Genomic DNA, 21,551 nt, shown 5'->3' with positions numbered 1-21,551 from the left:
TCGGTCTGGGGCCCCGCTTCCGGATCACGGGGTCGTGGCCGTCGGGTAGTCGTACGAGGGCACGTGGGGAAGGGCCGGGGTGAGTTCGGGCCGCCAGGCGCGCAGGGCCGCCGCGGACGGGGCGTAGAGGGCCGCCGGGATCTCGGCCGGGGCGAACCAGGACCAGCGGGCGATCTTGTGCGGCTCGGTGACCGTGGCGGTGCCCTCGGCTGCCGAGGTGACGGCCGCGGCCGTCAGCTGGGTCAGGCCCGAGTCGGCGTCGAGCAGGACGGAAACGATCCGGATGTCCTCCGGGGCGGCCCGCAGTGCGGTCTCCTCGGCCAGTTCGCGGGCGGCGGCCTGCTCGAAGCCCTCGCCGGGGTCGACCTTGCCGCCGGGCAGTTCCCAGCGCCCGTCGTGCGCCTGGCCGAGCAGCACCCGGCCGTCGTGGCCGACCACGACCACGCCGACTCCGACGACGGCGTGGGGGCGGGGGACGGCGCGCCCGGTGGCTTCGCCGGTTTCCGTACTCATGGGCTTCCTTGGGTGGATCGGGGCGCCAGCACCGCGGCGAGGTCGTAGCCTACGACCTCCTCCAACTGGGCGTACGTGCAGCTCCGCGGCTCCCGGTCCGGCCGCATGCGGCGGAACTGCGCGGTGTGCCGGAACCGGTCGCCCTCCATGTGGTCGTAGGCCACCGCGTACAGGACCCCTTCCAACGGCTCCCGAGAGGCGGGAGCCGGGGCATGGAGGGAAGATCCGCACATGGGCCACGTACGTCTGCTGGGGGCGCTGCGCGAGTCGAAGGGTCGGGACTGGTCTGACTCCTTCGACGGCCAGGAGAAGGATGTAGAGAGCGTAGCCGCCAGGCATCGCGGAACCCTGGTGGAGATCACCCGGGACCGGGACGTGTCCGGCCGTGAGGTGCGCCTGTTCGACCGCCCGGACCTCGGGCCGTGGCTCAAGAAGCCGGACCTGTACGACGGCATCGCCGTCCAGAAGATGGACCGGCTCACCCGCCGCCCCGTGGACATCTACCTGTTCTTCGAGTGGGCCAAGGAACACAACAAGTTCCTGGTCACTGGTGATGGCGTTGACACGAGGACGAAGGCAGGGAAGGCGCACGCTGAGCTTCTGGCCATGGTGGGCGGCTGGGAGTGGGAGGCGATCCAGGAGCGGAACGCGGACTCGCGGGCGCGAGCCCGGGAGGCTGGCCGCTGGCATGGCGGAACGATCCCGTATGGCTACCGGATCAGCAGCAGTAAGGGGAACTGGCGGCTCGTCCCGGACACGGTGCCGCTGTTCTCCACCGTTGCCGACCGTAGGGCCTGGTCCCCGGTAGATGTCATCCATTGGATGATCGAGATGTTCCTCTTCGGGGAGGATGGTAGGGGTGGCTGGTCCTACCTCCGCATCGCTGCCTGGCTCGACAAGCACAACGTGCCCACGTCCACGGGCAAGGGCCAGTGGAACCACCGCACCGTCAAGAACATGCTCGGCTCGCGCGTGAACCTCCTCGGGGAGGATAGCCACGGGAACGTAAGGGCTAAGCCGCTGGTGGCGATGGGCATATTCCAGCAAGTACAGAAAGAGCTAAAGGCGCGAGCTCGGAGTATTAAGCCGCCACGCGCTAACGCTAACCCTCTCGCTGACGTTATCTGGTGCGTTGAGTGCGATAAGAAGTTTCACTTCCTGCCGCAGCCGGACTATGCGGACGGAAGGCCGCATCTCGGCCGCTACCACTGCAACACGTTGAACTGCCCGGTTAAGACGCTCGCAGCCACTGAGGTGTGGGAAGTGATCAACGCCTACATGCGGCTGATGGGCTCGGGAGTGGAGCGGCACGTTCTCGACGTCACTCCGGGTGTGGACTACACACCTGAGATCAATGGCTTGAAGGCCCGCATCAGCCGTCTACGGCGCCAGGATGAAGACGGGGACTGGGAGGACGACCGGGACGGTTACAGGCGGCGTCTGGGGGAGCTGAGGGGCAAGCTTCGGGAGCTGGAGGCAGAGCCGATCGTTCCGCAGGGCGAAGCGTGGATTCCTACAGGCGAGACCTACCGCGACTTTTGGAAGCGGGCCACCCTTGGTGAGCAGGGGGCGGAGCTTCGCCGTATCGGGGTCAAGATCTACGTCGATACGAGGAAGCCGAAGGGAATCGGTACAGGACGGCTGAGGGTTGAGGCGCCCTCCGGTTGGTTGCGCTGGCAGTTGTTGGAGAAGCCAAGAGGGCGGACTCCGTCCGGACCTGCGAAGGCGTCCAAGGCTGCATGATCCACCTGACGCCTCGTAAGAGCCTTTGGTCCTGGCCGGCCGGGACCTTCGCGGCGTAGCCACCACCGCGACGCGAGGGACGATGGCCCGGCATTGAGGCGACCGGAAAGAAGCAGTAGTGCCCCTGGACAATCACCACAAGGTGCGTAGCGCCACCGTAGGCAACACCGGCACCGTGTTCCACTCGGGCCTGTCCCAGGCCCAGGCTGAGGAGCTGCGCCATGCGCACCACGTCGGCCCGGACGTGGACGCTGCGGACGGCACCTGGTACGCGATCACCGAGGAGGGGGCGCAGTGAGCCGACTCTTCGCCAAGTGGAAGTTCCCCAAACCCGCGCAGGCCACGGACCGCAAGGAAGCCTTGTCTGCGGACTTCCAGCTCTTCATGCATGCCGCCAACAACATGAACTCAGTCGGCCACGTCCACCACGCCACCGTGAGCGATGCAGTCAAGGCCACAGGGCAAGTCTCGGCGACGCTGTACCGCTCCATAGCCAAGTTGGTCACTGCGGGCGCCCTGGCGCCGGAGAGCAGCCCTCAGGCCCTCGTGGTCAATGCCGGGTGGATGCATCACGAGATCGGCAAGCGGCAGGCTCGCGCCTGCCCCCCTGGCTGCCACGGCGAGTGGTACGAGGACGGTACCTGGTTCGACCCGAAGCAAATGGAGACCGGCACGGTCACCAGCGCCGACTGGGCCCGATCCATCCGTTCTCACATTTGAGAAGACGATCTAGAAAAATCCTTGGGGTTACTGGGCTCCGTAGAAGATTCCCTTCTCTATGAGGGGACAGGCGACCGAGGAGGGAGCTTGGCCTAGTCCCGAGGAAGGGGCGGAGGCCATCCGGAGTCCCTAATCTTCTCCGGTGGGCCTACGAAGATCAGCCCAGTACGACCCTTAGCCAAATGACAGACCCTAGCCCCCTCCCTTGGGGGTCGGGGTCTTTGTCGTTTCACCACGGGAGCGCCAAGCGGGAGTGGTGGGGTCGGTTACCGCATCTACGGGGCAAGGCCTATCCAGAGCAAGCGAACGACGTACTCAGTGACCGAGGCCATGCCGGAACCTTGCCCAGGTTCCAGGGTTGGCCATCTATGTAATAAGCGAAGATGGGGTGGTGGAGATCACCACTCACATTGCAGGTAAATCCCAAACCACTCGGTTATGTACTTAGTGAATCAGGACACCGAACCCCTTGGCCAAGGAGCTAAGGGGTTCTTTCATTTCCCCATCCACTTGCCATGTGGCAAGTGGATGATCAGAGGGGTGCAGGTCGCACCCCGTTAGTGGACCGGAGTAAGCCGGTCCTGAGATTGGCGGTATGGATGAAACAGCTCGTGTGTGAGGACCCTGAGAGCCCGCGACAGGCGCGGAGGTGGGAGCAGGTCAAGGCAGCGTATGCGCGGGCGGGAATCTGCCAGGCATGCGCCGGACAGGCTGCTTACGGGCATCAGCTCGGATTCTCCCGCATCAACCCACCTTGCCGCCTCTGTGGGTCGATCGTGGAGACCTTTCCTCACATAGTCGCCGCGAACGGCTGGAAGGCGATTTACGACCCGTCCGGGCGCCCCGGGCGCCCCAGTGCCGGCGACCGCGTAGCGCGGGCGTAGAAACCCGACAGGAAGGCTTACTTCATGGATCTCAAGACTCCCCTTTGGGAGCTGCCGCCGAGCGAACGTAAGACGCTCCTCCGACTCCGTTGGATCGAGAAGTGCACCAAGAGGAAGGACAGCAATGCCTGAGCACCACGATGGAACGTTCCGAGACATCTATTACGGAAACTGGACCCGCTAGCTAGCGGGTCCTTTTTCATTGCCCACCAACTTGACGACCGTCAAGACGATTGGAGACCACGTTGTGAATATCGACCTGACTAAGGCGCGCGCCAAGCGCCACGCGAACGGCTGGACCGTAGCTTACACCGCTAAGCGAATGGGCGCCTCTGAGTCCGCCCTGTGGCGTTGGGAAGCCGGGGAACGACGCATCAGCCTTGAGAACTATCTCAAGCTGTGCCGTGCCCTCCGAATCCCGTTTAGCGACCTCATGGCCGACTGCCCGGAGGATTTCCATGGCGAGCTTACGGCCGCCGAGATTACCCGCCAGCGCCACACCCTCGGAGAGCAGGAAGGTCACTTTCTTACCGCTACCGGCGCCGAGGCTGCGGAGCTGGCCGAGCGCGTCAAGCGATGACCTTGGCCGCACACTTTAGGGCCGTCCCTGACGGCCTACTCATCTTCACCGCCATCCACTGTTTCACGGCCGCCGCCATGGCGACCTTCCTCATTTAAGGAGCAATGCTTATGTCTATCTCGACTGGCACCAATAAGGTTGGCATCGTAGATGCCATCGCCACTAACGCTCTCGTGGCCCTTCGCAAGAAGGTCGTACTTCCCGGACTGATGTACCGGGATGTCACCGGCGATTTCATGGCCGGCTGTGGCTCGACCGTGGACGTTCGGGTACCTTCCATTCTTAAGGCTAAGAGCCTGGAGCGAGGTAAGAAGGCTACGTGGACCAACCTTGACGAGAAGCTGATCCCGGTCATTATCGACAAGCATCTGTATGAGGGTGTGAAGACTGACTCTTGGGATGCGACTCTGGATATCGAGTCCTACTCGGTACAGGTCATTAAGCCTGCCCTTGATGCTGTGACGGATGGCATGGAGGACTATGCGGCTGCCCTGATTCAGAAGGTCATCGACTCTGACGGCACTGTCAAGGATGGCCAGGGTCAGACCGTCCCGAAGGCTGTCGAGCTGAAGAAGGAGGCTGACGCGGATTCGCTGCGGACTGCCCTGACCGCCGTGGCGAAGACGATGACCGACAACAAGGTTGGCCTCACCGGCCGAGTTCTCGTTATCGACTCCGAGTTCATGCAGCTGCTCCAGAACACGAACGAATTTGTTCTCGCGGACCAGTCCGGTTCTAGCGTCATCCTGTCGGATGGCGCCGTGGGCCCTGCCGACAACCATGTTGGCCGATTCCTTGGCTTTGACATTTACCTTTCGACGTATGTCGAGGGTGCATGCGCTTTCACTAAGGAATCCTTAGCCCTGGTGAACTCTGTCCCACAGGCCCGGGAGGCCGAGGTAGGCAAGCGTGTGGCCGAGGACGGTTACGTGATGCGCTATTCCGTGTCGTGGGTTCACGACGAGTTCTCTAACGTGGACTCGATCGACACCTTCGCCGGTGGCGCCATTCTGGATGCGACTCGTTCTGTGGGCATCAAGTTCGCGGAGGATACTCCGGGGCGCAAGCAGTAAGACGTTTACGGGGCCCCGTTCCGCGGGGCCCCTTTTCTCGACACAGAAGGGATAGAAGGCGTGGATATCGACAAGGTGATGGAGCAAGCCGAGCAGGCCCGTGAAGCAATGGGCCCTGTGGAGGTAAACCCGTCCGCCGGCACTGAGAGTTCATCGAATAGCGGGGAGGACTACAAGGCCCTCTACGAGGCTCGCACAGCCGAGCTTCGCAGCCTGGAATATCAGTTTGACAACTGGTCCACTCAGGACGCCAGGAAGGCCGCCGCAGATAAGTACGACCTCCCTTCGGGCGCATTGGATCTGATTACCGAGTTCGATGAAGGAAAGATTGAGGAGCAGGCTCGTTCGCTTGCCGCTCTTACGGCACCGACACCCGCCCTAGCCAGTCCTGCCAAACTCGCACCTACTGGAGGGTGGGAGCCCGCACCGCGTATAGGAAACCTGTCTGGCTTGCTTACCGGGGAGCGCAAGCCCACCAACCCGCGTGGGGCTCTCCGTAATGCATAACAGTCACTATCGGACAACTTGCCGTCGCCCTGGGTGCCACTTTGAGTGGCCGGGCCGTAGCAGTAATCAGAGCCGCTGTTGCTCCTATATCTGCAACAAGTGGCGCGCCGAGTATAAGCATGCCATTCGGGCCGATGATGCGACCAGAGAGACGTTCCTAGTGCGACTCGTGCCCCTACTGGACGCTCGGGCCACACCTTCGGATAGGATTGCCGAAATGCCAGACGATCTCTGGAAATGGTGAAAGGTGATATGGAACGTACGCCATCAGCTGTTCAGTGAATCACGCGCTAACAGCTCAAGAAGACATTCAGCGATTGAACGCACATAGCGTCACGCATACGGGCCCACCTGTACAGCACCCCATACACACACCCCTATCCCTATAGGGCATGGGTAGTGCATAGGGGTAGGCGTAGGCACACACGCTCACTGAATCAATGAAACAAACAACAATCAAACGATTCATTGAAGCGAAGCGTTAAAAGCAACGCATTGAAACGTGATTCAAATGCGATAACCAACGCATCGTCGTTGACTCGCCTCACATGTCCCCGACTAGGGCAAGGGGTGGGGGGTGCCCCCTTGATCACCAAGAACCCCAGCCGCGCAGTGATAGCAGCCGGCCTTGGCCCGGGGTTACCAACATGAGCCGTAGCCCCGCAGTAACACAGGGTGAGTGACTTGGATCACGAAAAAGCCCCTCCGAAGAGGGGCTTCGCCACGGAGAGGCTAGGACTCCGCCTCCACCTTCGCCTTCGCCGCCGCCGCAGCCTCCACCAGCTTCGCCAACGCGCTCGCCACCGCAGCCTTCATCTGCTCGTCGGCGCGTCGCGAGGGGTCCGGGGCCAGGCCAAGGCTGGCGAGGAGACCATTCACCGTGTCGCCCAAGCCGGTCCCCCCGGCCCCCAGGCTGCCAAGGAGGTTATCCACCGTCTTGCCCAAATCGTCCCCGGCCGTGGAAGGCAGTAGGCCATTGACGATGGAGTTTGTGCCCGGCCCCACGCCCTCCAACGCGCCAGTATTAGGGTCCGTCGGACTCAGCGCGGGGGCAAGGATCTGGTTCGTCCCGCTGAGCGTGGCAGGCACCAGGCCTTCCGATGGCTCCGATTGCTGATTCTCCACCATGTCACTGCTCCGATCGTTCAGGGCTTCCAGCGTCTCACCGATGAGACTCCCCCACCGTGCGAACAACAAAAAGGGCGACCCGGTCACGGCGGCAACTCCGCCCACGTGTCCGGGCCTCCCCCGCGCCACTCGAAGAGCGCTTCGTCCGTGAGGTTCACGGCGTCCGGGTCAGGGTGGCCGGCCTCCCGCAGGAACTCGACCACGTCACTCGCCTGGTAGGCGGTCCCGAGGATCTGCCCGTCGTACCGGACCTTCCGCCACCCGCGTTTGTCCGGCGGATACACGACTACGCGCCTCTGCATGACCCCAGCCTCAGGCGGGGGCGGCGCACCCGCATCCCGACCTTGAAGGAGAAACAACCGTGCCTCATCAGTCCAACAACCCGAGTACCCACCGCTGGGGCTCCCGCTCCGGGCCCCGTCCCGGAGACTGGCCTTCGGCTGTACGCAAGGCCGTGTGGAGCCGAGACAACGGGCTCTGTGTCCGCATCTGCTATGACACCGGGCTGCCCTGCTACGACGCGGGCGACGCTGTAGACCACATCAAGCCTCTGTCTCAAGGTGGCCGCAGCATCCGTGACGAAGCCCCTGCTCCCTTCGAGGGGCTGGGCTCTTTCCTGTTTCGAGTTGGGTACGCAAAGGCTCAGGTGGCAGAGGGCCTGACGTGCGATGTTCCGAATGCCCCTCCCTCAACTCTTCCTTGTGAGCGGACAGGACAGGTGGGGTTCATCTCGGTTCGGGGAGCAGGCCACGACGGCGACGGAGTGGAATACGGTCCCCTTGATGTAGTGGCCCAGGGATACATCCCCACCCCACGCCAGTCGCTCGACAGCGGACTTCACCAGGACCACTAGCCGGGTTGCATCCGCGTCTTGAGATGAGGCGAACCGTGGCGCGAACTCCGCGAGTTGGAGGCCAAGCCATTCGCCGGCCTCCTTCGGCTCCTCCCACGTTCCACGCACCAGAGAAGCGGGCTTCATCAGCCAGTGTGCTGTCTGGATCGGCGGCATGCCGGAGCTTGGGAATTCGGCAACAGCTTGCCGGTATCGGTCGATGACCTCTTGTGGGCTGCCAGCGGTCGGAGGCAGCCCCGGAGGGTGTCGAACCCCTTCCTTGTCGAAGTCCTTCTTCTCTCCGAGCCATGCGTAGCCGTGGTGGTGCACTGCCCTGCTCCGATCCTGGGAATGACGACGGCCCCACCCGTCGGCGAAGAGGGCAGGGCCGTCAGTTCAGGTGGTGCCTACGCGGAGAGGTCGAAGCGCACGGGGTTGATACCCGCCGCGTTCAGCTCCTCCGTGGTGAAGCGCAGCGGCTGCACATCCGGCCGCTTGCTGTCACCCAGGGCCCACGCGTCGGGGCCGATCTTGGCGAGGGTCACGCATGCCTCGCCGTCCGGGTGGGTGCTGCCTCCACACGCCTTCGAGAAGGAGGCGGTGTCGATGTTGAGCGCGTACAGGTCGGTCATCGTTGCCCTTCCTGATCTACTGACGGCCCTCATCGAGGCCGTCTCCCGCCCCTCAGTGGGCGGAAGTCTTCGTGACCCTGAGGGTCTCGGCTATGCGCTCCACCACGTCAGCCGGGAGCATCCCCAGGTGGACGTACGGGAGGCCGTTGTAGGTGACCGTGGGCCGTATGCCGCTCCATGCGGCCTCTGGGATGTCAAGGGCAGCAAGGGCTGCCCGGAAGGATTCGGCGGCGTCGGTGGCCCGCGTACGGCCGTCCCGCCATACCTGCATCTCCATCAGGCGGCCACCGTCCGTGGGCCCGGGCACTTGTTGTGCCTGTAGCTGACGGCGGCGGGCGCACCGGACGTGCGGTCAATGGCTGCCCGGCGGACAGGTTCGAGCGGCTCAACCTTGCGCTTGCAGGCAGAGCACTCGTTACCGGGGGCGAAGGTCAGGTACTCCCACTCGTCCCGATCAAGCTTCGGGGCTTCTGTCTTCTTCGCCCTTGCCATGTCGCACCCCTCGCGGTCGCCGTCGCTGCGTTGGCAGCAATAGTGACCAGCAGGGATAGGCGTTCCTAGCCTGTTTCCTGTTCCGTCAAGAATCCGTCTCGGATGCTCTCGACGAGGGTCCGCATTCCGTCGCCGGACAGGGCGACTTGCTCGAACCCTTCGAACTTGCGGACGTACATTTCAACGTCTCGTGGGTCCGTTACGACTATCTCGGCGTGGACGGTTTCGACGGTCACCATCCGATCGTCACGGACAACGAAGGCGTGGTTCGCGATGTCCGTCTGCGGGGCGGACAGCGGTACGACCCTGATGTCCACGTGCGCCAGACGGGACACGGAGACGATGCGGTCGAGCTGTGCGGCCATCATCTGTGGTGGCACGATCCGCCACCGGAGCACGGATTCGGTGATGACGAAGCGGAGCTTCTTCTTGCTGTCGAACAGCACGGCTTGACGCTCAAGGCGTCCGCTGATGGTTCGGGTGAGGGCGTCCTCGCTCAGGTCGTGGCGTTGGAGGATGGCCCGGATGTACTCGGGTGTCTGGAGCAGCCCGGGGACTAGGGCAGGCTGGAACAGCCGCAGTACGGCCATCTGCGCTTCCAGAGCCTTCGCCGCCTGCTGGCCCTTGTGAATGCCGGCTCGCTTGAGAAGCCGCCACGCGGTGGCCTCCGTGGTGGCGGCGCGGGCGGCTTCCGTGTACTCGGCCTTGATGGCGTCCGAGACGCCTATGGCGGTGAGGATGCGTTCCACGTCGGTGGCGCTCGGGAGGAGGTTGGCGTTCTCAATCTTGGAGAGCTTGGACGGGGACATGAGGGCGCTACGGGCTACTGCCTTGGCTTCCTTCCCGGATGCCTCTCGCAGTGCCCGCAGCGCGGCCCCAAGCTGTGCTTTGTTCACTAGCCGTACTTGGCCCACCAGTCGGTGAACGGCTCCGCGTGGGCGAGTGCCAGTTCCCGGTAGGCGACGAAGCGGTCAGCCTCTGTCGCGGGCAGTACCTGAGCTCCCTGGTAGGCGCCGTGGTCGTCGTAGCTCATGACGGCCGTGTCCGTGGAGTCGAAGAGCCAGAAGTCCGGGACGCCTTCGAGGGGGTTGGGAGCGTCCGTGACGTCGAGGATGAAGAACTCTTCCCCGCCGGTCATGTTCGTCCGGTAGCCCCATCCCAGTTCGAAGCGGAGGTACTCCGTGAGCGGTCGCCGGAGGACGTGCACGCGATACACCCGCTTGCCCTCGTGGGCGAGGCCGCGCAGCTCCGCGACCCATGCGGCGTTGTAGCCCTCGGGCTGCGGCTGACCGGCCTGGAAGGCCCGGTAGGCGTCCACGTTTCCTGAGCTGCTGTAGTCGTCCAGGGTCTCCAGGCGGAAGGCTTCGTGCTGGAACCGCTCGAAGAGTTCGGCGAGGGTGCTAGATGAGGCCATCGGCGATGGCCTTCTTGATCAGCTCGACGGGGATCTCCACGACGGTTTCGTGAGCGGGAATCTTGAGGCCGTGGTCAGTTGGCGTCTCACCCTGAACAAGGAACGTGCCCCGGTCGGTCGCGTAGATCGTCGGGCAGTCCTTGATGTCACAGGTGCTGATCAGCTTGGTCACCTTCATGGCTTCCGGTTCCCCTCTCCCGCGCGGCGGAGTGCCGCGTTTGATGCTCCCGAGTGGATGACCTCAGGGTCAAGCGATCACAGTTGAGAGAACGGGAAACCGGTCGTGTCTAGCTGTTCTTGATGCCCAACACCTCGTCCAGGTCGTAGCCCACCACTTCCTCAAGCTGGTCGTAGGTGCAGCTCTCGGGGGTGCGGTCGGGCCGCCAGCGGCGCCACCGGGCCGTGTGCCGGAACCTTCCTCCTTCGCCACCGTCTACGCTGTTGGTAAGGGTGTCGTACGCGACCTCGCAGACCCACTCGGGGCGCAGCGGCACCCAGGACAGGTCCTTCTTTCCCGTCCAGCGGCTCTGCGCCCCGGGCAGCCGGGCGCTCTCGTGCGCGGACTCCTCGGCCCAGGCGGCCCACGGGTGCCCCTCGGGGTCGGGCATCCGGAGCGGTTCGAGCTCGTCGATCAGCTCGGCCCGGCGCTTCATCGGGAAGGCGGCGCAGACGCCCACGTGCTGGAGGGTGCCGTGGGCGTCGTACAGCCCCAGGAGCAGCGATCCGACAATCGGACCGCTCTTGTGGAAACGGAAACCCGCGATGACGACGTCGGCCGTACGCTCGTGCTTGATCTTGAACATGAGGCGGGCATCGGGCCGGTAGGGGAGATCGAGGGGTTTGGCGACGACCCCGTCGAGCCCGGCGCCTTCGAATCGTTCGAACCACTCCCGCGCGAGCACGGGGTCGGTGGTCGCGGGTGCGAGGTGTACGGGGGGCCGAGCGGTGGAGAGCATGCTGGTCAGGGCGGCACGGCGGACGGTGAGCGGCGCGTCGAGGAGGGCTTCGTCGCCCAGCGCGAGCAGGTCGAAGGCCACGAACGAGGCCGGGGTCGTCTCGGCGAGCAGCTTCACCCGGGAGGCCGCGGGATGGATCCGCTCGCTGAGCCGGTCGAAATCGAGCCGCCCGCCCTGGATGACGACGATCTCCCCGTCGACCACGCAGCGGTCGGGAAGATTGGCCTTCAGCGCTTCCACCAGCTCGGGAAAGTACCTGGTCAGGCTCTTTCCGGTGCGGCTGCCGAGCTCGATCTCGGCCCCGTCCCGGTGGACGATCGCGCGGAAGCCGTCCCACTTGCCCTCGTACTGCATGCCCGGTGGGATCGCGGACACGGATTTGGCGAGCATCGGCTTCACGGGTGGCATGACCGGCAGATCCATGTCTCCGATTCTGGGGCGCCGGGCCCGGGCCCGCTCGGTGTGCGGGGCCGCGCGGGTCCGCCTACCGTGGCGCACATGGGTGCAGCGGGCAAAGCGATCGAGCTGGAGGTGGGCGGCCGGGCCGTCCGGCTGTCCAGCCCGGACAAGGTGTACTTCCCCGAGCGCGGCCTCACCAAGGGGGACGTGGCCGCCTACTACCTCGCGGTCGCGGACGGGATCACCCGCGCCCTGCGGGACCGGCCCACGACCCTGGAGCGGTTCCCGGACGGGGTGGAGGGCGAGTCCTTCTTCCAGAAGCGGGCCCCGAAGAACCTGCCCGACTGGATCCCCACCGCCCACATCGCCTTCCCGAGCGGCCGCACCGCCGACGAGATCTGCCCGACCGAGCCGGCCGCCGTCCTGTGGGCCGCCAACCTGGGGTGCCTCACCTTCCACCCCTGGCCGGTCCGGCGGGCGGACACCGACCGTCCCGACGAGCTGCGCATCGACCTGGACCCGCAGCCGGGCACCGACTACCACCACGCGGTCACGGTCGCCCACGAACTGCGCGTCCTGCTGGAGGAGTTGGGTCTGCGTGGCTGGCCCAAGACCTCGGGGGGCCGGGGCCTGCACGTGTTCGTGCCGATCGCGCCGCGCTGGACCTTCACGGAGGTCCGCAGGTGCGCCATCGCCATCGGCCGGGACCTGGAGCGCCGGATGCCGGGGAAGGTCACCACCGCCTGGTGGAAGGAGGAGCGCGGCGAGCGGATCTTCGTCGACTACAACCAGACGGCGCGCGACCGCACCATCGCCTCGGCCTACTCCATCCGCTCTCGCCCGCACGCCCCGGTCTCCGCGCCGCTGCGCTGGGACGAGCTGGACGAGGCGGAGCCGCGCGACTTCGACATCGTGACGATGCCGGCCCGCTTCGCCGAACTGGGCGATCTGCACGCGGACATGGACGATCATGCCTTCGCCCTGGACGCCGCGCTGGAACTGGCCGACCGGCACGAGCACGACCACGGCCTCGGCGACATGCCGTACCCGCCGGACTATCCGAAGATGCCGGGCGAACCCAAGCGGGTCCAGCCGAGCCGTGCGAAGCACGAGGACTGACGGGAGTTCCACGGACCCCGGAGACGGCCTAGGCCCGGGGAAGGCGGCGCAGGGCGGCGGTGAAGGCGGAGTCGCGGTGTGCGTCGAACTCCTCCTGCGTGAAGACGGGGGTGGTGACGTCGACCGGGATGCCCGGACCGTCGAAGGTCTTCCCGGTGCGGGTCAGGAACTGCTCGTTGGGCAGGCCGAGTTCCCAGCCGTTGGGGAGGATGCGGCCCAGGACGTCGGAGAAGACCCCCTGGGTCGGCCGGCCGATGCGCACCGTCCTGCCCGGACGCTCCATGAGGGCCTGGGTGAAGGTCTCGCCCGCGCTCACGGTGGAGCCGCCGGTGAGCACGGCGATCGGCCCGGTGTAGCGGGGTCCGCGCGCGGGCTGGACGTAGAGGGGCTGCGGGCGGGTGAACCGGGTCGCGTCGGCGGGGTCGTTGCGCACGCGCTTGGCGTAGGCGAAGTACGGGCGGTCCGTGAGGCGGGCGGCCAGGCGCAGGCCCAGCTCGTGGGAGCCGCCGCCGTTGATCCGCAGGTCGATGACCAGGCCGCGCAGGCGGGCGGTGCGCTCGGCGGTGAAGACGCTCTCCAGGACGCGGTCGAGCTCGGCGCTCTCGGAGGCGAAGTCGCCGCTCTCGGTGTAGCCGCCGAAGCCTGAGAGGCGCAGGTAGCCGCGGCCGTCGGGGAGTTCGGCGTAGGAGATGCGGCCCTGGGCGAACTCCTGCGGGGCGTGTCCGCCGAGGTCCACCTCCTGGATGTAGGCCTTGACGCGGGTCTCGAGTTCGAGGGTCGGCATTTCGGTGCCCGGGCGGACCTCGCCGAAGAACCGGCCGTCGCCGAAGAGGTGGACGTGTGCGTCGTGCAGGGGGGCGAGCATCTCCTTGAAGACGGCGAAGAGTTCGTCCTCGGTGGTGCCGGAGTGCACGCGGGGACGGTGGCTCTCGCGCACGGCGTTCCAGTCGACGCCCTTGGCGGCGAAGAAGGGGTAGTTCTCCGCGAAGGTCTGCCAGAACACGTCGAAGGTGGCGACCGGGTCCGCGGCAGGGCCGGGCTCCTGGGCCTCGCGGCACCGCTCGGGCAGGGCGGCGAGGCGGCGGGTCGCGCGGTCGCCGACCGAGCCCTCGACGTGCACCGATCCGGGGCGCACGGTGAGGACCTCGCCGTCCTCGGTGGCGTAGCGGAAGGCGGCGGCGCTCCCGCTGTCCGGTACCCGCCGCGCACTCGCGCCGGGCAGGCAGCTGATTCCGGTGACCTGGTACTCCTGGAGCCGTCCTGACTCCACGCGGAGCACGGTGCCGTAGCCGTCGAGCTGCCAGATCCCGACCGGCCCGGCGGGCGGGCGGCCCGCGGTGGCGGTGGCCGCGGCGGCGGGGCCGGCGGTGGTGACCACGAGGGCGAGGAGCAGCGCCGCCGCGGCCGCGCGCCGGTGCGTGCCCGTGCCCGTGCGTGCCTGTGTGTGCGTGCCTGTACCGGTCATCGTGCTGTCCCCGTTCGCCGAAGTCCCTTGACTCGCATCAGGATCCGGGGCGCCCGGGGGTCGGGGACATCCGGCAGCCCACCCGGCCCGAGGTGGGGCTACCCCCCGAATCCGGCAGGTAGGACCGGTCCGTGGCGAAGGCTCAGAACAACACGAACGATCGTGCTAATATCTCCTCATCGTCCTGACCCGCCAGCGCCGTCTGGCCACTCTGCGGAGATCCGGAGAACCGGGCATGCACCCCATGGCTTCACTCCTGAGCACGACCCTCAACATCACCGCCCGGGTCGCCCCGGGCCCGGTCGGGCGGGTGGCGTTCGCGCTGTTCGTGCGGCCGCTCGGCCGGCCGAAGGTGAAGCCGGGCGAAGCGGAGGTCATGGCCCGGGCCGTGACCGGCCGGCTCCTCGTGGACGGGATACCCGTGACCACGTACCGCTGGGGCGACGGCGACCGGCCGGTTCTCGTCGTGCACGGCTGGACCTCGCGCGCCTCGCGCTTCGCCGGGTTCGTCGAGGCGCTGCTGGCCGAGGGCAGGACCGTGGTCTCCTTCGACGCGCCCGGTCACGGCGCGTCCGGCGGCCGGGCCACCACCATCCACCGCCAGCGCGAGATCATCCGCCAACTGCACGCGCAGTACGGGGATTTCTCGGCCGTGCTGGCGCATTCCTTCGGGGTGGTGTCCACCTTCTTCGCACTGCGGGACGGGATCCGCGCCGACCGGATCGTGGGTATCGGAGCCATCGCCGACTTCGACTTCCTCGCCGAGCGGTTCCGCGCGATGCTGGGCGTGAACCAGGCCGTCGAGGACGCCATGCGGCGCCACGTCCAGCGCCGGCTCTTCCCCTCCGAGCCCGACATCTGGCCCCGCTTCGACGCGCGGCGCCACCCCGAGGAGATCCCCTCGGAGATCCTGCTCGTGCACGACGCGGACGACGACACCGCGGCCCCCGGCCAGTCCCGCGCCCTCGCGGCCGCCTACGGGGAGCGGGCCCGCCTGATCGAGACGAGCGGACTCGGCCACCGCCGCATCCTCCTCGACCCCCATGTCATCGCGACCACCGTCGAGTTCCTCGGCGCGGCCCCGTCGCAGACCCGCGCGGCGAGCCCGGCCGATGCCGCCGGAGCCACCCGATGACCTCCACCCACCCCGAACCCACCGCGCCCGGGTCGGCCCCCGTGCCCGATTCCGGATGGCAAGGCGTCGAGGGCGGCCCCGGGGCCGGGCGGGTGCTCGCGCCGGCCAGTGCCGTCACCTTCCTCGCCTTCCTCGACGCCACCGTCGTCAACGTCGCCTTCCCCGACCTGCGCCGGGCCTTCCCCGACGTGTCACTGGCCCTTCTGACCTGGGTCGTCAGCGCCTACGCCGTACTGTTCGCCGCCCTGCTCGCCGCGGCCGGACGGCTCGCGGACACCCTCGGCCGACGGGCCCTGTTCCTCGGCTCGACCCTCGCCTTCACCCTGACCTCGCTCGCCGCCAGCGCGGCCCCCACGGCCGAGCTGCTCATCCTGGCCCGCGCCCTCCAGGGAGCGGCCGCCGCCGGGATGATCCCCGCCGCGCTGGGCCTCGTACTCGCCCACACCCCGCCCGCCCGCCGGGCAGCCGCCCTCGGTGTCTGGTCGGCGGCGGGCGGACTGGCCGCAGCCGTCGGCCCGAGCATCGGCGGACTGCTCGTCGAATGGTGGGACTGGCGTGCGATCTTCCTCGTCAACGTCCCGCTCGGCCTGGCCGTCGCCTGGGCCGCCGCCCGCGTCGTCCCCCGGGAGCCCCGCACCGGACGCCGGCTCCCCGACCCCGTTGGTACGACCGCACTCGCCCTCGGCATCGGGGGAGTGGTGGCCGGGCTCTCCCAGGGCGCGGAGTGGGGCTGGACCGATCCGAAGGTGCTCGCCCTGGTCGTCGGCGGCGCCCTGGCGGGCACCCTCGCGCTGCGCCGCTCGCGCAGCCATCCCGCCCCGGCCGTCGACCGGGACCTGTGGCGCGACCCGCTGTTCGCCCGCGCCAACACCGGCGCCCTGCTCTTCGGCGTCGCCATGTACGCGTGGCTGCTGGCGGGCCCGTCCTACCTCATCGAGCGCTGGGACTACTCGGTCCTGCAAGCCGGCTTCGGCGTCACACCGGGCGCCGTCCTCGCCATGGCCGGCGCGCTCTTCGTCGGCCGCCGGGTCCCCGCCCGCCTCCAATGGGCCGCCGTCACCGCCGGGTCGCTGCTCTTCGCCGCCAACGCCCTGCTGCTGTGGGGCTGGGTCGGGGAGTCGACCTCGTACGCGCAGATCTTCCTGCCCGCCGGACTCCTCGGCGGTCTCGGCATCGGAGTCGTGCTGACCGCGCTCTCGACCGCGGCCTCGGCCGGCCTCCCGCCGCAGCGCTTCGCGGCCGGTACCGGCCTGCTGATGACGGCCCGCCAGCTCGGCGGGGCACTCGGAGTCGCCGGTACGGCGGCCCTGCTCACCGAAGGCGGCTCCGGCGACCACTGGCGCGGGGTCTTCCTGCTGATCGCGCTCTCCGCGCTCGCCGCCACGGTCGCGGGCGCCGCGATGCGGCTCAGCGGCCGGGCACGGCCGGCGCGGCCGGGAGGCTGACGGCCGGGGCGTCGTCGGCGGAGAAGCCGAAGGCCGGGAAGGCGAGTACGGGCGGCCGCTCCGGGAGTTCCTCCGGGGCGGCCGTCGCCGCGCGCAGCCGGGCGAGGATGCCCCGCGCGGCACGGCCGTAGGCCGCGGTGTCCTGGTGCAGCACGGAGTGCGCGTTGGCCAGCTCCATCATCGCCATGATCTCGAAGGCGAGCTGCTCCACGTCCGCGACGCCGGCCGGCTCGCGGAACCCGCCCGCCAGCCTGGCCTCGTCGAGCAGCCGCTCGATGTACCGCCTCCATTCGCCGTTGATCTTCGCGATCTCGTCGCGGACGGGTCCGGGGCGCGAGTCGAACTCGGCGGAGGCGGAGTAGAAGAAGCAGCCGCCGGGGAAGACCCGGCTGCCGGAGTAGTCCAGCCAGCTCTCGCACAGCCGCCACACCTTGGCGAGCCCGGCGGGCTCGTCCCGTACGGGCCGCACGACCTGCTCGACGAAGACGGACCGGGCGGCGTGCACGGTGGCGAGCTGCAGCTCCTCCTTGGAACCGAAGAGGGCGAACACGCCGCTCTTGCTCAGCCCCAGGTCCGTGGCGATCTTCCCCAGGGACAGCCCTTCCAGGCCGTCCACCGAGGCGATGCTCATCGTCCGTTCCAGGACTGTCCGCCGCGTCTGGTTCCCGCGCTCCACGCGTCCGTCTGCCATGCCGTCATGCTACCGAAGTCATCGCACGCACGGTCGTTCACTCTACGGCTGTTGATCAGGCGTTGATCGGACGTCCATCGCCGCCGGACAGGCTCTGCGGCATGTCGATGAACACCACCGATACCGATACCGTCACCGCCGTCCCGGCCTGGTACGACCTCGCCCTCTGTGCCCAGACGGGCCCGGGCTTCTTCTTCCCGGAGCCCGGCTCCTCGCTGCGCGACGCGAAGCGGCTGTGCGGGGCCTGCGAGGGGCGCAAGGCCTGCCTGGACTACGCCATGGCCAACGACGAACGCTTCGGCGTCTGGGGCGGCCTGTCCGAAGCAGAGCGCCAGGCCCTGCGCCGGCGGACCTGACCGCCCCGCGGCCCCCGGCACGGAGGCGGCGTCATCCCAGCAGCTCCAGGATCCGCGAGGTCCCGGCGCCGCCCGGCTGTGCGGGCGGCCGGGGCTCGGGATCGGCGAAGGCGATCGTGTGCGCGACCGCCTCCAGGATGGCGGTGTACGCATCGGCGTGCTCGGTGGCCGCGCTCGTGAGGTCGAGCAGCAGCAGGTGGCGTCCGTCGGGATGCGCCGTGACGGCCCTGGCCTGGAAGAGCCCCCGGTCGGTGCCGGGGACGGGGAGGACCCCGCAGACCAGGGCGCACGGGAGGCCAGAGGGCAGGTCGAGGAACCTGCGCGTCGAGCCGCTCCCGTGGGCGGAACCGGCCAGGGCGAGGGCCGCCCGTGCCACACCGGCCCCGGCGCCGGCGTCGTCGGCGAGCCGGACGGCGAGGGAGAACAGCGAGGTGGACACGGTCTCCGGGCCCTCGGGGTGGAGCCCGACCGCGGTGTGGACGAGGTGCAGGCCGGGCTGACCGGCGAGTTCGTCGAGGCGGTCCATCAGCCGGCCGAGCTGCGACCCCGCACCGGCTGCGGGACCCGCACCCGCTCCGGGACCCGCGCCCGTGCCCGCAGGGATGCCCGTGCCCGCAGAGACGCCCGCGCCCGCAACGACACCCGCACCCTCCCCGGCGCCGCCCAGGGCCCCCAGGGCCCCCAGGGCCCCCAGGGCTTCGGCGACCTCCTCCAGGGCGCCCCGGTCCTCGGGGCCGATGTCGTGGAACCCGGGCGGCAGCCGGAACCAGACCGGCGGTACGGAGCGGTGCGTCACGGCTGCACCAGCGTCCAGAGACGGGCCGACCTCGCGGCCGTGGACGGACCGTCCTCCACGGCGATGCGGGTGCCGTCCACCGCCGTGGAACCGCGGTCGACGGTTTCGTCGTCGCCGGTGTAGTCGGCGGCGGCCGTGGCGGCTCCGGTGCCGGCCACGGCCACCCCCACCCGCTCCCTGACCTCGGGTGTCGACGACCGCAGGGCCCAGGCGGCGAGCGGGCTCTCCACCTTCCGCAGTTCGTCGGCCGTGTTCCACGTCGTGCGGGCGAAGGCGCCCGCGCCCGGGGAGACACCCGCCAGGGCGCCGGCCTCCGGGACCGCCATGGCCGCGCGGGCCGCGACCGTACCGGCCCTCGCGCCCGTGGCGACGGCGGCCACGCCGGGGACGGCGCCGAGGCCGTCGCCCAGCAGCGTCACGCTGTTCTTCCAGAACGCCGCGTCGAACTTGCCCCGGGTGAAACCCTCGGTCAGCGGCTTGCGGAAGCCGGGGTCCGCGAGGTGCGCGGTCAGGGCGGCCAGCGAGAGCCCGCCCGCGACCAGCATGACCGCCATCCCGGCCGGCGGGAAGAAGAGCGCGATGCCCGCACCGGCCGCTCCCAGGATCGCCGCCGCGTTCGAGAGGGCGTCCGCCGGATTGTCGACGATCTTGTTCCAGACCGACTCCAGCACCCCGGGTTCCTTCGGCGCCAGCCGCTGCACCGTCGCGGTCAGCGCGTCCGCGACCCGGCGGGCCGCCGCGGTGTGTTCCGAGGCCAGCTCACCGGCCAGCCGGCGGGCGTCGGTCAGAGCCTCTTCGGTGGTGGCCGCGGCGGCCCGGGACGCGTAGCGGGCGGCCAGGGTGCGGTGGGAGGTCAGGGTGTCGTGCCAGCCGGCCAGCCGGCGCGCGGCCTCCGCCAGGGAGGTGTGGGCCGCGTGGAGGTGGCGGGGGAGCTCCCGGGACAGCGAGGCGCGGAAGGCGGTGGCGGCCTCGCCCTGCCAGGCCGAGCTGTGGGAGACCAGGGCGTCGACGACGCGGGAGGTCTCCGCGAGGCTGTCCGCCGAGGAGCGGAGCTTCTTCACCAGGGCCAGGACCGCGACCGGGCTGCCCGGGGCCGGGTCGAAGCCGAGGGCGGAGTAGTCGGCGGCCGGGGAGTCAGCCACGGGTCTGCGCCGCCTGCCGGAAGGCCGCGCGGATGGCCTCGTCGAGCTCCGCGTACTCGGCGGCACTGCGGCGCACGCCCTCGCGTACGGTCTTGATCCGCCCGGCGAGCTCCTTGGTGCCGTGGCCCCATCTGTCCTGGAAGCCGTCGCACGCCGCGTCGAGGTCCGCCGTGCCCAGCTGGTCGGCCCGTACGTGGTCCAGCTCCCGCCGGGCCTCGCGCAGGGCGGTCAGCGAGGTGTCCAGGGCGTTGGTGAGGCGGGCCAGCTGGTCGATCTCGACCTGGAGCGGCGTCATGGCGGTCATGACGCGAAACCCTGGCAGAGCGGGGCTCTGCCAGGGCAATCGTCGTCACCCGCCCGAGCGAGCGGAAACCGGTCAGTCGTGGCGCGGGGGCCGGATCAGGCCTTGATCAGGCGGCCTTGCGGGCCGCGATGCGGGCCGCGCGGGCGGCCAGGCGCTCGTCGAACTTGCGGGCCTCGGAGTCCAGGCCGTTCATGAAGAGGCCGAGCTCTTCCTGGGCCTTCTGTCCGTCCGGGCCGAGGCCGTCGATGTCCATGATCTTCAGGAAGCGGATCACGGGGCTCAGTACGTCGTCGTGGTGGATCCGCAGGTTGTAGACCCCGCCGATCGCCATCTGCGCGGCCATCCGCTCGAAGCCGGGCATCCCGTGTCCGGGCATCCGGAAGTCGACCACGACGTCGCGCACGGCCTGCATCGTCAGGTCCGGGGCGAGCTGGAAGGCCGCGCCCAGGAGGTTGCGGTAGAAGATCATGTGCAGGTTCTCGTCCTGCGCGATGCGGGCCAGCATGCGGTCGCAGACCGGGTCACCGGACTGGTGGCCGGTGTTGCGGTGCGAGATGCGGGTCGCGAGCTCCTGGAAGGCCACGTACGCCACGGAGTGCAGCATCGAGTGGCGGTTGTCGGACTCGAAGCCCTCCGACATGTGCTGCATCCGGAATGCCTCGAGCTTGTCCGGGTCCACGGCGCGCGAGGCCAGCAGGTAGTCGCGCATCACGATGCCGTGGCGGCCCTCCTCGGCGGTCCAGCGGTGCACCCAGGTGCCCCAGGCGCCGTTGCGGCCGAAAAGGGAGGCGATCTCGTGGTGGTAGCTGGGGAGGTTGTCCTCGGTCAGCAGGTTCACGACGAGCGCGATCTTGCCGATCTCGGTGACCTTCGACTGCGCCGGGTCCCAGGCTTCGCCGTCCTCGAAGAAGCCGGGGAAGTTGCGGCCGTCGCTCCACGGGACGTACTCGTGGGGCATCCAGTCCTTGGTGACCGTCAGATGGCGGTTGAGTTCCTTCTCGACCACCTCTTCCAGCGCGAACAGCAGCTTGGCGTCCGTCCACGCCTCCGAGCTGCCGAGGTGGGGAGAGGTGATCGTCACGGGTACTCCTGAGTGCAAAGCGAATTACCTACGGTTCCGTAGCCTACGGAGTCGTAGGTTAAGCGCGGCATCAAGACCAGCCAAGCCCCACGGGTTGCTCTGTCCGGTTACGTCCCGTTATTTGCGCAGTTTGAAGGGGGCGTG

27 protein-coding genes are annotated in these 21,551 nt (G+C 68.3%); 10 read left to right on the top strand and 17 right to left on the bottom strand.

Annotated features, from left to right (window positions below; genetic code table 11):
- Nucleotides 1-24: 24 nt before the first annotated feature.
- Both ACODT5_RS09645 and ACODT5_RS09640 read right to left on the bottom strand, forming a co-directional pair.
- The gene (locus ACODT5_RS09645) at nt 25-513 is read right to left on the bottom strand and encodes a nucleotide triphosphate diphosphatase NUDT15 (protein WP_422518762.1); all 489 of its coding nucleotides are present in this window, start codon (nt 511-513) and stop codon (nt 25-27) included.
- Nucleotides 510-698, bottom strand: a complete 189-nt coding sequence (locus tag ACODT5_RS09640) for a hypothetical protein (protein WP_422519666.1) — start codon at nt 696-698, stop codon at nt 510-512. The genes ACODT5_RS09645 and ACODT5_RS09640 overlap by 4 nt, the downstream gene beginning before the upstream one ends.
- Nucleotides 699-744: 46 nt before the next feature.
- On the opposite strand from ACODT5_RS09640, the gene ACODT5_RS09635 reads away from it, so the two are divergent.
- The 6 genes from ACODT5_RS09635 (at nt 745) to ACODT5_RS09610 (ending at nt 6,020) form a co-directional block, all read left to right on the top strand.
- Nucleotides 745-2,256 carry a recombinase family protein gene (locus ACODT5_RS09635; RefSeq protein ID WP_422518761.1) on the top strand — a complete coding sequence of 504 codons (1,512 nt, stop codon included), beginning with the start codon at nt 745-747 and terminating at the stop codon, nt 2,254-2,256.
- Between the two features lie 118 nt (nt 2,257-2,374).
- On the top strand, nt 2,375-2,554 hold the full coding sequence (locus ACODT5_RS09630) for a hypothetical protein (RefSeq protein WP_422518760.1): 180 nt from the start codon (nt 2,375-2,377) through the stop codon (nt 2,552-2,554).
- Nucleotides 2,551-2,976 carry a hypothetical protein gene (locus tag ACODT5_RS09625; RefSeq protein WP_422518759.1) on the top strand — a complete coding sequence of 142 codons (426 nt, stop codon included), beginning with the start codon at nt 2,551-2,553 and terminating at the stop codon, nt 2,974-2,976. The genes ACODT5_RS09630 and ACODT5_RS09625 overlap by 4 nt, the downstream gene beginning before the upstream one ends.
- A 1,131-nt stretch (nt 2,977-4,107) precedes the next feature.
- The gene (locus ACODT5_RS09620; protein WP_422518758.1) at nt 4,108-4,440 is read left to right on the top strand and encodes a helix-turn-helix domain-containing protein; all 333 of its coding nucleotides are present in this window, start codon (nt 4,108-4,110) and stop codon (nt 4,438-4,440) included.
- A 110-nt stretch (nt 4,441-4,550) separates the two neighbouring features.
- Nucleotides 4,551-5,513, top strand: coding sequence for a major capsid protein (locus ACODT5_RS09615; protein WP_422518757.1), 963 nt, complete (start codon nt 4,551-4,553; stop codon nt 5,511-5,513).
- 60 nt (nt 5,514-5,573) lie between these two features.
- On the top strand, nt 5,574-6,020 hold the full coding sequence (locus ACODT5_RS09610) for a hypothetical protein (RefSeq protein ID WP_422518756.1): 447 nt from the start codon (nt 5,574-5,576) through the stop codon (nt 6,018-6,020).
- Between the two features lie 732 nt (nt 6,021-6,752).
- Here ACODT5_RS09610 and ACODT5_RS09605 read toward each other — a convergent pair.
- The 9 genes from ACODT5_RS09605 to ACODT5_RS09565 form a co-directional block, all read right to left on the bottom strand.
- Nucleotides 6,753-7,148: a hypothetical protein gene (locus tag ACODT5_RS09605; protein WP_422518755.1), complete on the bottom strand. Its 396-nt coding sequence runs from the start codon at nt 7,146-7,148 to the stop codon at nt 6,753-6,755.
- A gap of 83 nt (nt 7,149-7,231) precedes the next feature.
- A complete protein-coding gene (locus ACODT5_RS09600; protein WP_422518754.1) occupies nt 7,232-7,450 on the bottom strand; it encodes a hypothetical protein in 219 nt (72 codons plus the stop codon).
- Between the two features lie 386 nt (nt 7,451-7,836).
- Nucleotides 7,837-8,310, bottom strand: coding sequence for a hypothetical protein (locus tag ACODT5_RS09595; protein ID WP_422518753.1), 474 nt, complete (start codon nt 8,308-8,310; stop codon nt 7,837-7,839).
- 77 nt (nt 8,311-8,387) lie between these two features.
- On the bottom strand, nt 8,388-8,612 hold the full coding sequence (locus ACODT5_RS09590) for a DUF397 domain-containing protein (RefSeq protein WP_422518752.1): 225 nt from the start codon (nt 8,610-8,612) through the stop codon (nt 8,388-8,390).
- Nucleotides 8,613-8,664: 52 nt separating this feature from the next.
- Entirely contained in the window at nt 8,665-8,889 is a 225-nt protein-coding gene (locus ACODT5_RS09585) for a hypothetical protein (RefSeq protein ID WP_422518751.1), read from the bottom strand.
- A 280-nt stretch (nt 8,890-9,169) separates the two neighbouring features.
- Nucleotides 9,170-10,000 carry a helix-turn-helix domain-containing protein gene (locus ACODT5_RS09580; protein ID WP_422518750.1) on the bottom strand — a complete coding sequence of 277 codons (831 nt, stop codon included), beginning with the start codon at nt 9,998-10,000 and terminating at the stop codon, nt 9,170-9,172.
- The gene (locus tag ACODT5_RS09575) at nt 10,000-10,518 is read right to left on the bottom strand and encodes a DUF6879 family protein (RefSeq protein WP_422518749.1); all 519 of its coding nucleotides are present in this window, start codon (nt 10,516-10,518) and stop codon (nt 10,000-10,002) included. The genes ACODT5_RS09580 and ACODT5_RS09575 overlap by 1 nt, the downstream gene beginning before the upstream one ends.
- A complete protein-coding gene (locus ACODT5_RS09570; protein WP_422518748.1) occupies nt 10,505-10,696 on the bottom strand; it encodes a hypothetical protein in 192 nt (63 codons plus the stop codon). Before ACODT5_RS09570 ends, ACODT5_RS09575 begins: the two co-directional genes overlap by 14 nt.
- A gap of 109 nt (nt 10,697-10,805) precedes the next feature.
- The gene (locus ACODT5_RS09565) at nt 10,806-11,897 is read right to left on the bottom strand and encodes an ATP-dependent DNA ligase (RefSeq protein ID WP_422518747.1); all 1,092 of its coding nucleotides are present in this window, start codon (nt 11,895-11,897) and stop codon (nt 10,806-10,808) included.
- 75 nt (nt 11,898-11,972) lie between these two features.
- Between ACODT5_RS09565 and ligD the strand changes: the two genes are divergently transcribed.
- Entirely contained in the window at nt 11,973-12,992 is a 1,020-nt protein-coding gene (gene ligD / locus ACODT5_RS09560; RefSeq protein ID WP_422518746.1) for a non-homologous end-joining DNA ligase, read from the top strand.
- Between the two features lie 28 nt (nt 12,993-13,020).
- Here the strand turns inward: ligD and ACODT5_RS09555 are convergent, their stop codons facing one another.
- Nucleotides 13,021-14,457 carry a S41 family peptidase gene (locus ACODT5_RS09555; protein ID WP_422518745.1) on the bottom strand — a complete coding sequence of 479 codons (1,437 nt, stop codon included), beginning with the start codon at nt 14,455-14,457 and terminating at the stop codon, nt 13,021-13,023.
- 244 nt (nt 14,458-14,701) lie between these two features.
- Here ACODT5_RS09555 and ACODT5_RS09550 point away from each other — a divergent pair, with 244 nt between their 5' ends.
- Both ACODT5_RS09550 and ACODT5_RS09545 read left to right on the top strand, forming a co-directional pair.
- Nucleotides 14,702-15,592, top strand: a complete 891-nt coding sequence (locus ACODT5_RS09550; protein ID WP_422518744.1) for an alpha/beta hydrolase — start codon at nt 14,702-14,704, stop codon at nt 15,590-15,592.
- Nucleotides 15,589-17,037 carry a DHA2 family efflux MFS transporter permease subunit gene (locus tag ACODT5_RS09545; protein WP_422518743.1) on the top strand — a complete coding sequence of 483 codons (1,449 nt, stop codon included), beginning with the start codon at nt 15,589-15,591 and terminating at the stop codon, nt 17,035-17,037. The genes ACODT5_RS09550 and ACODT5_RS09545 overlap by 4 nt, the downstream gene beginning before the upstream one ends.
- Here ACODT5_RS09545 and ACODT5_RS09540 read toward each other — a convergent pair.
- A complete protein-coding gene (locus ACODT5_RS09540) occupies nt 17,000-17,728 on the bottom strand; it encodes a TetR/AcrR family transcriptional regulator (RefSeq protein ID WP_422518742.1) in 729 nt (242 codons plus the stop codon). The genes ACODT5_RS09545 and ACODT5_RS09540 overlap by 38 nt on opposite strands.
- A 101-nt stretch (nt 17,729-17,829) precedes the next feature.
- Here ACODT5_RS09540 and ACODT5_RS09535 point away from each other — a divergent pair, with 101 nt between their 5' ends.
- A complete protein-coding gene (locus ACODT5_RS09535; RefSeq protein WP_422518741.1) occupies nt 17,830-18,084 on the top strand; it encodes a WhiB family transcriptional regulator in 255 nt (84 codons plus the stop codon).
- A gap of 31 nt (nt 18,085-18,115) precedes the next feature.
- Here ACODT5_RS09535 and ACODT5_RS09530 read toward each other — a convergent pair whose 3' ends face one another.
- From ACODT5_RS09530 to ACODT5_RS09515, 4 genes are all read right to left on the bottom strand, one after another.
- Nucleotides 18,116-18,880, bottom strand: a complete 765-nt coding sequence (locus ACODT5_RS09530; protein WP_422518740.1) for a hypothetical protein — start codon at nt 18,878-18,880, stop codon at nt 18,116-18,118.
- Nucleotides 18,877-20,022, bottom strand: a complete 1,146-nt coding sequence (locus ACODT5_RS09525; protein WP_422518739.1) for a hypothetical protein — start codon at nt 20,020-20,022, stop codon at nt 18,877-18,879. The genes ACODT5_RS09530 and ACODT5_RS09525 overlap by 4 nt, the downstream gene beginning before the upstream one ends.
- Nucleotides 20,015-20,326, bottom strand: a complete 312-nt coding sequence (locus ACODT5_RS09520) for a hypothetical protein (protein ID WP_422518738.1) — start codon at nt 20,324-20,326, stop codon at nt 20,015-20,017. The genes ACODT5_RS09525 and ACODT5_RS09520 overlap by 8 nt, the downstream gene beginning before the upstream one ends.
- Nucleotides 20,327-20,432: 106 nt before the next feature.
- Nucleotides 20,433-21,407 (bottom strand): acyl-ACP desaturase, encoded by a 975-nt coding sequence (locus ACODT5_RS09515; RefSeq protein WP_422518737.1) that lies wholly within the window; start codon nt 21,405-21,407, stop codon nt 20,433-20,435.
- Between the last annotated feature and the right edge of the window lie 144 nt (nt 21,408-21,551).

Origin of the sequence: Streptomyces tatrensis (assembly GCF_049310065.1) — a bacterium.
Lineage (GTDB): Bacteria > Actinomycetota > Actinomycetes > Streptomycetales > Streptomycetaceae > Streptomyces.
This window is presented reverse-complemented; position numbering and strand designations above follow the sequence as displayed.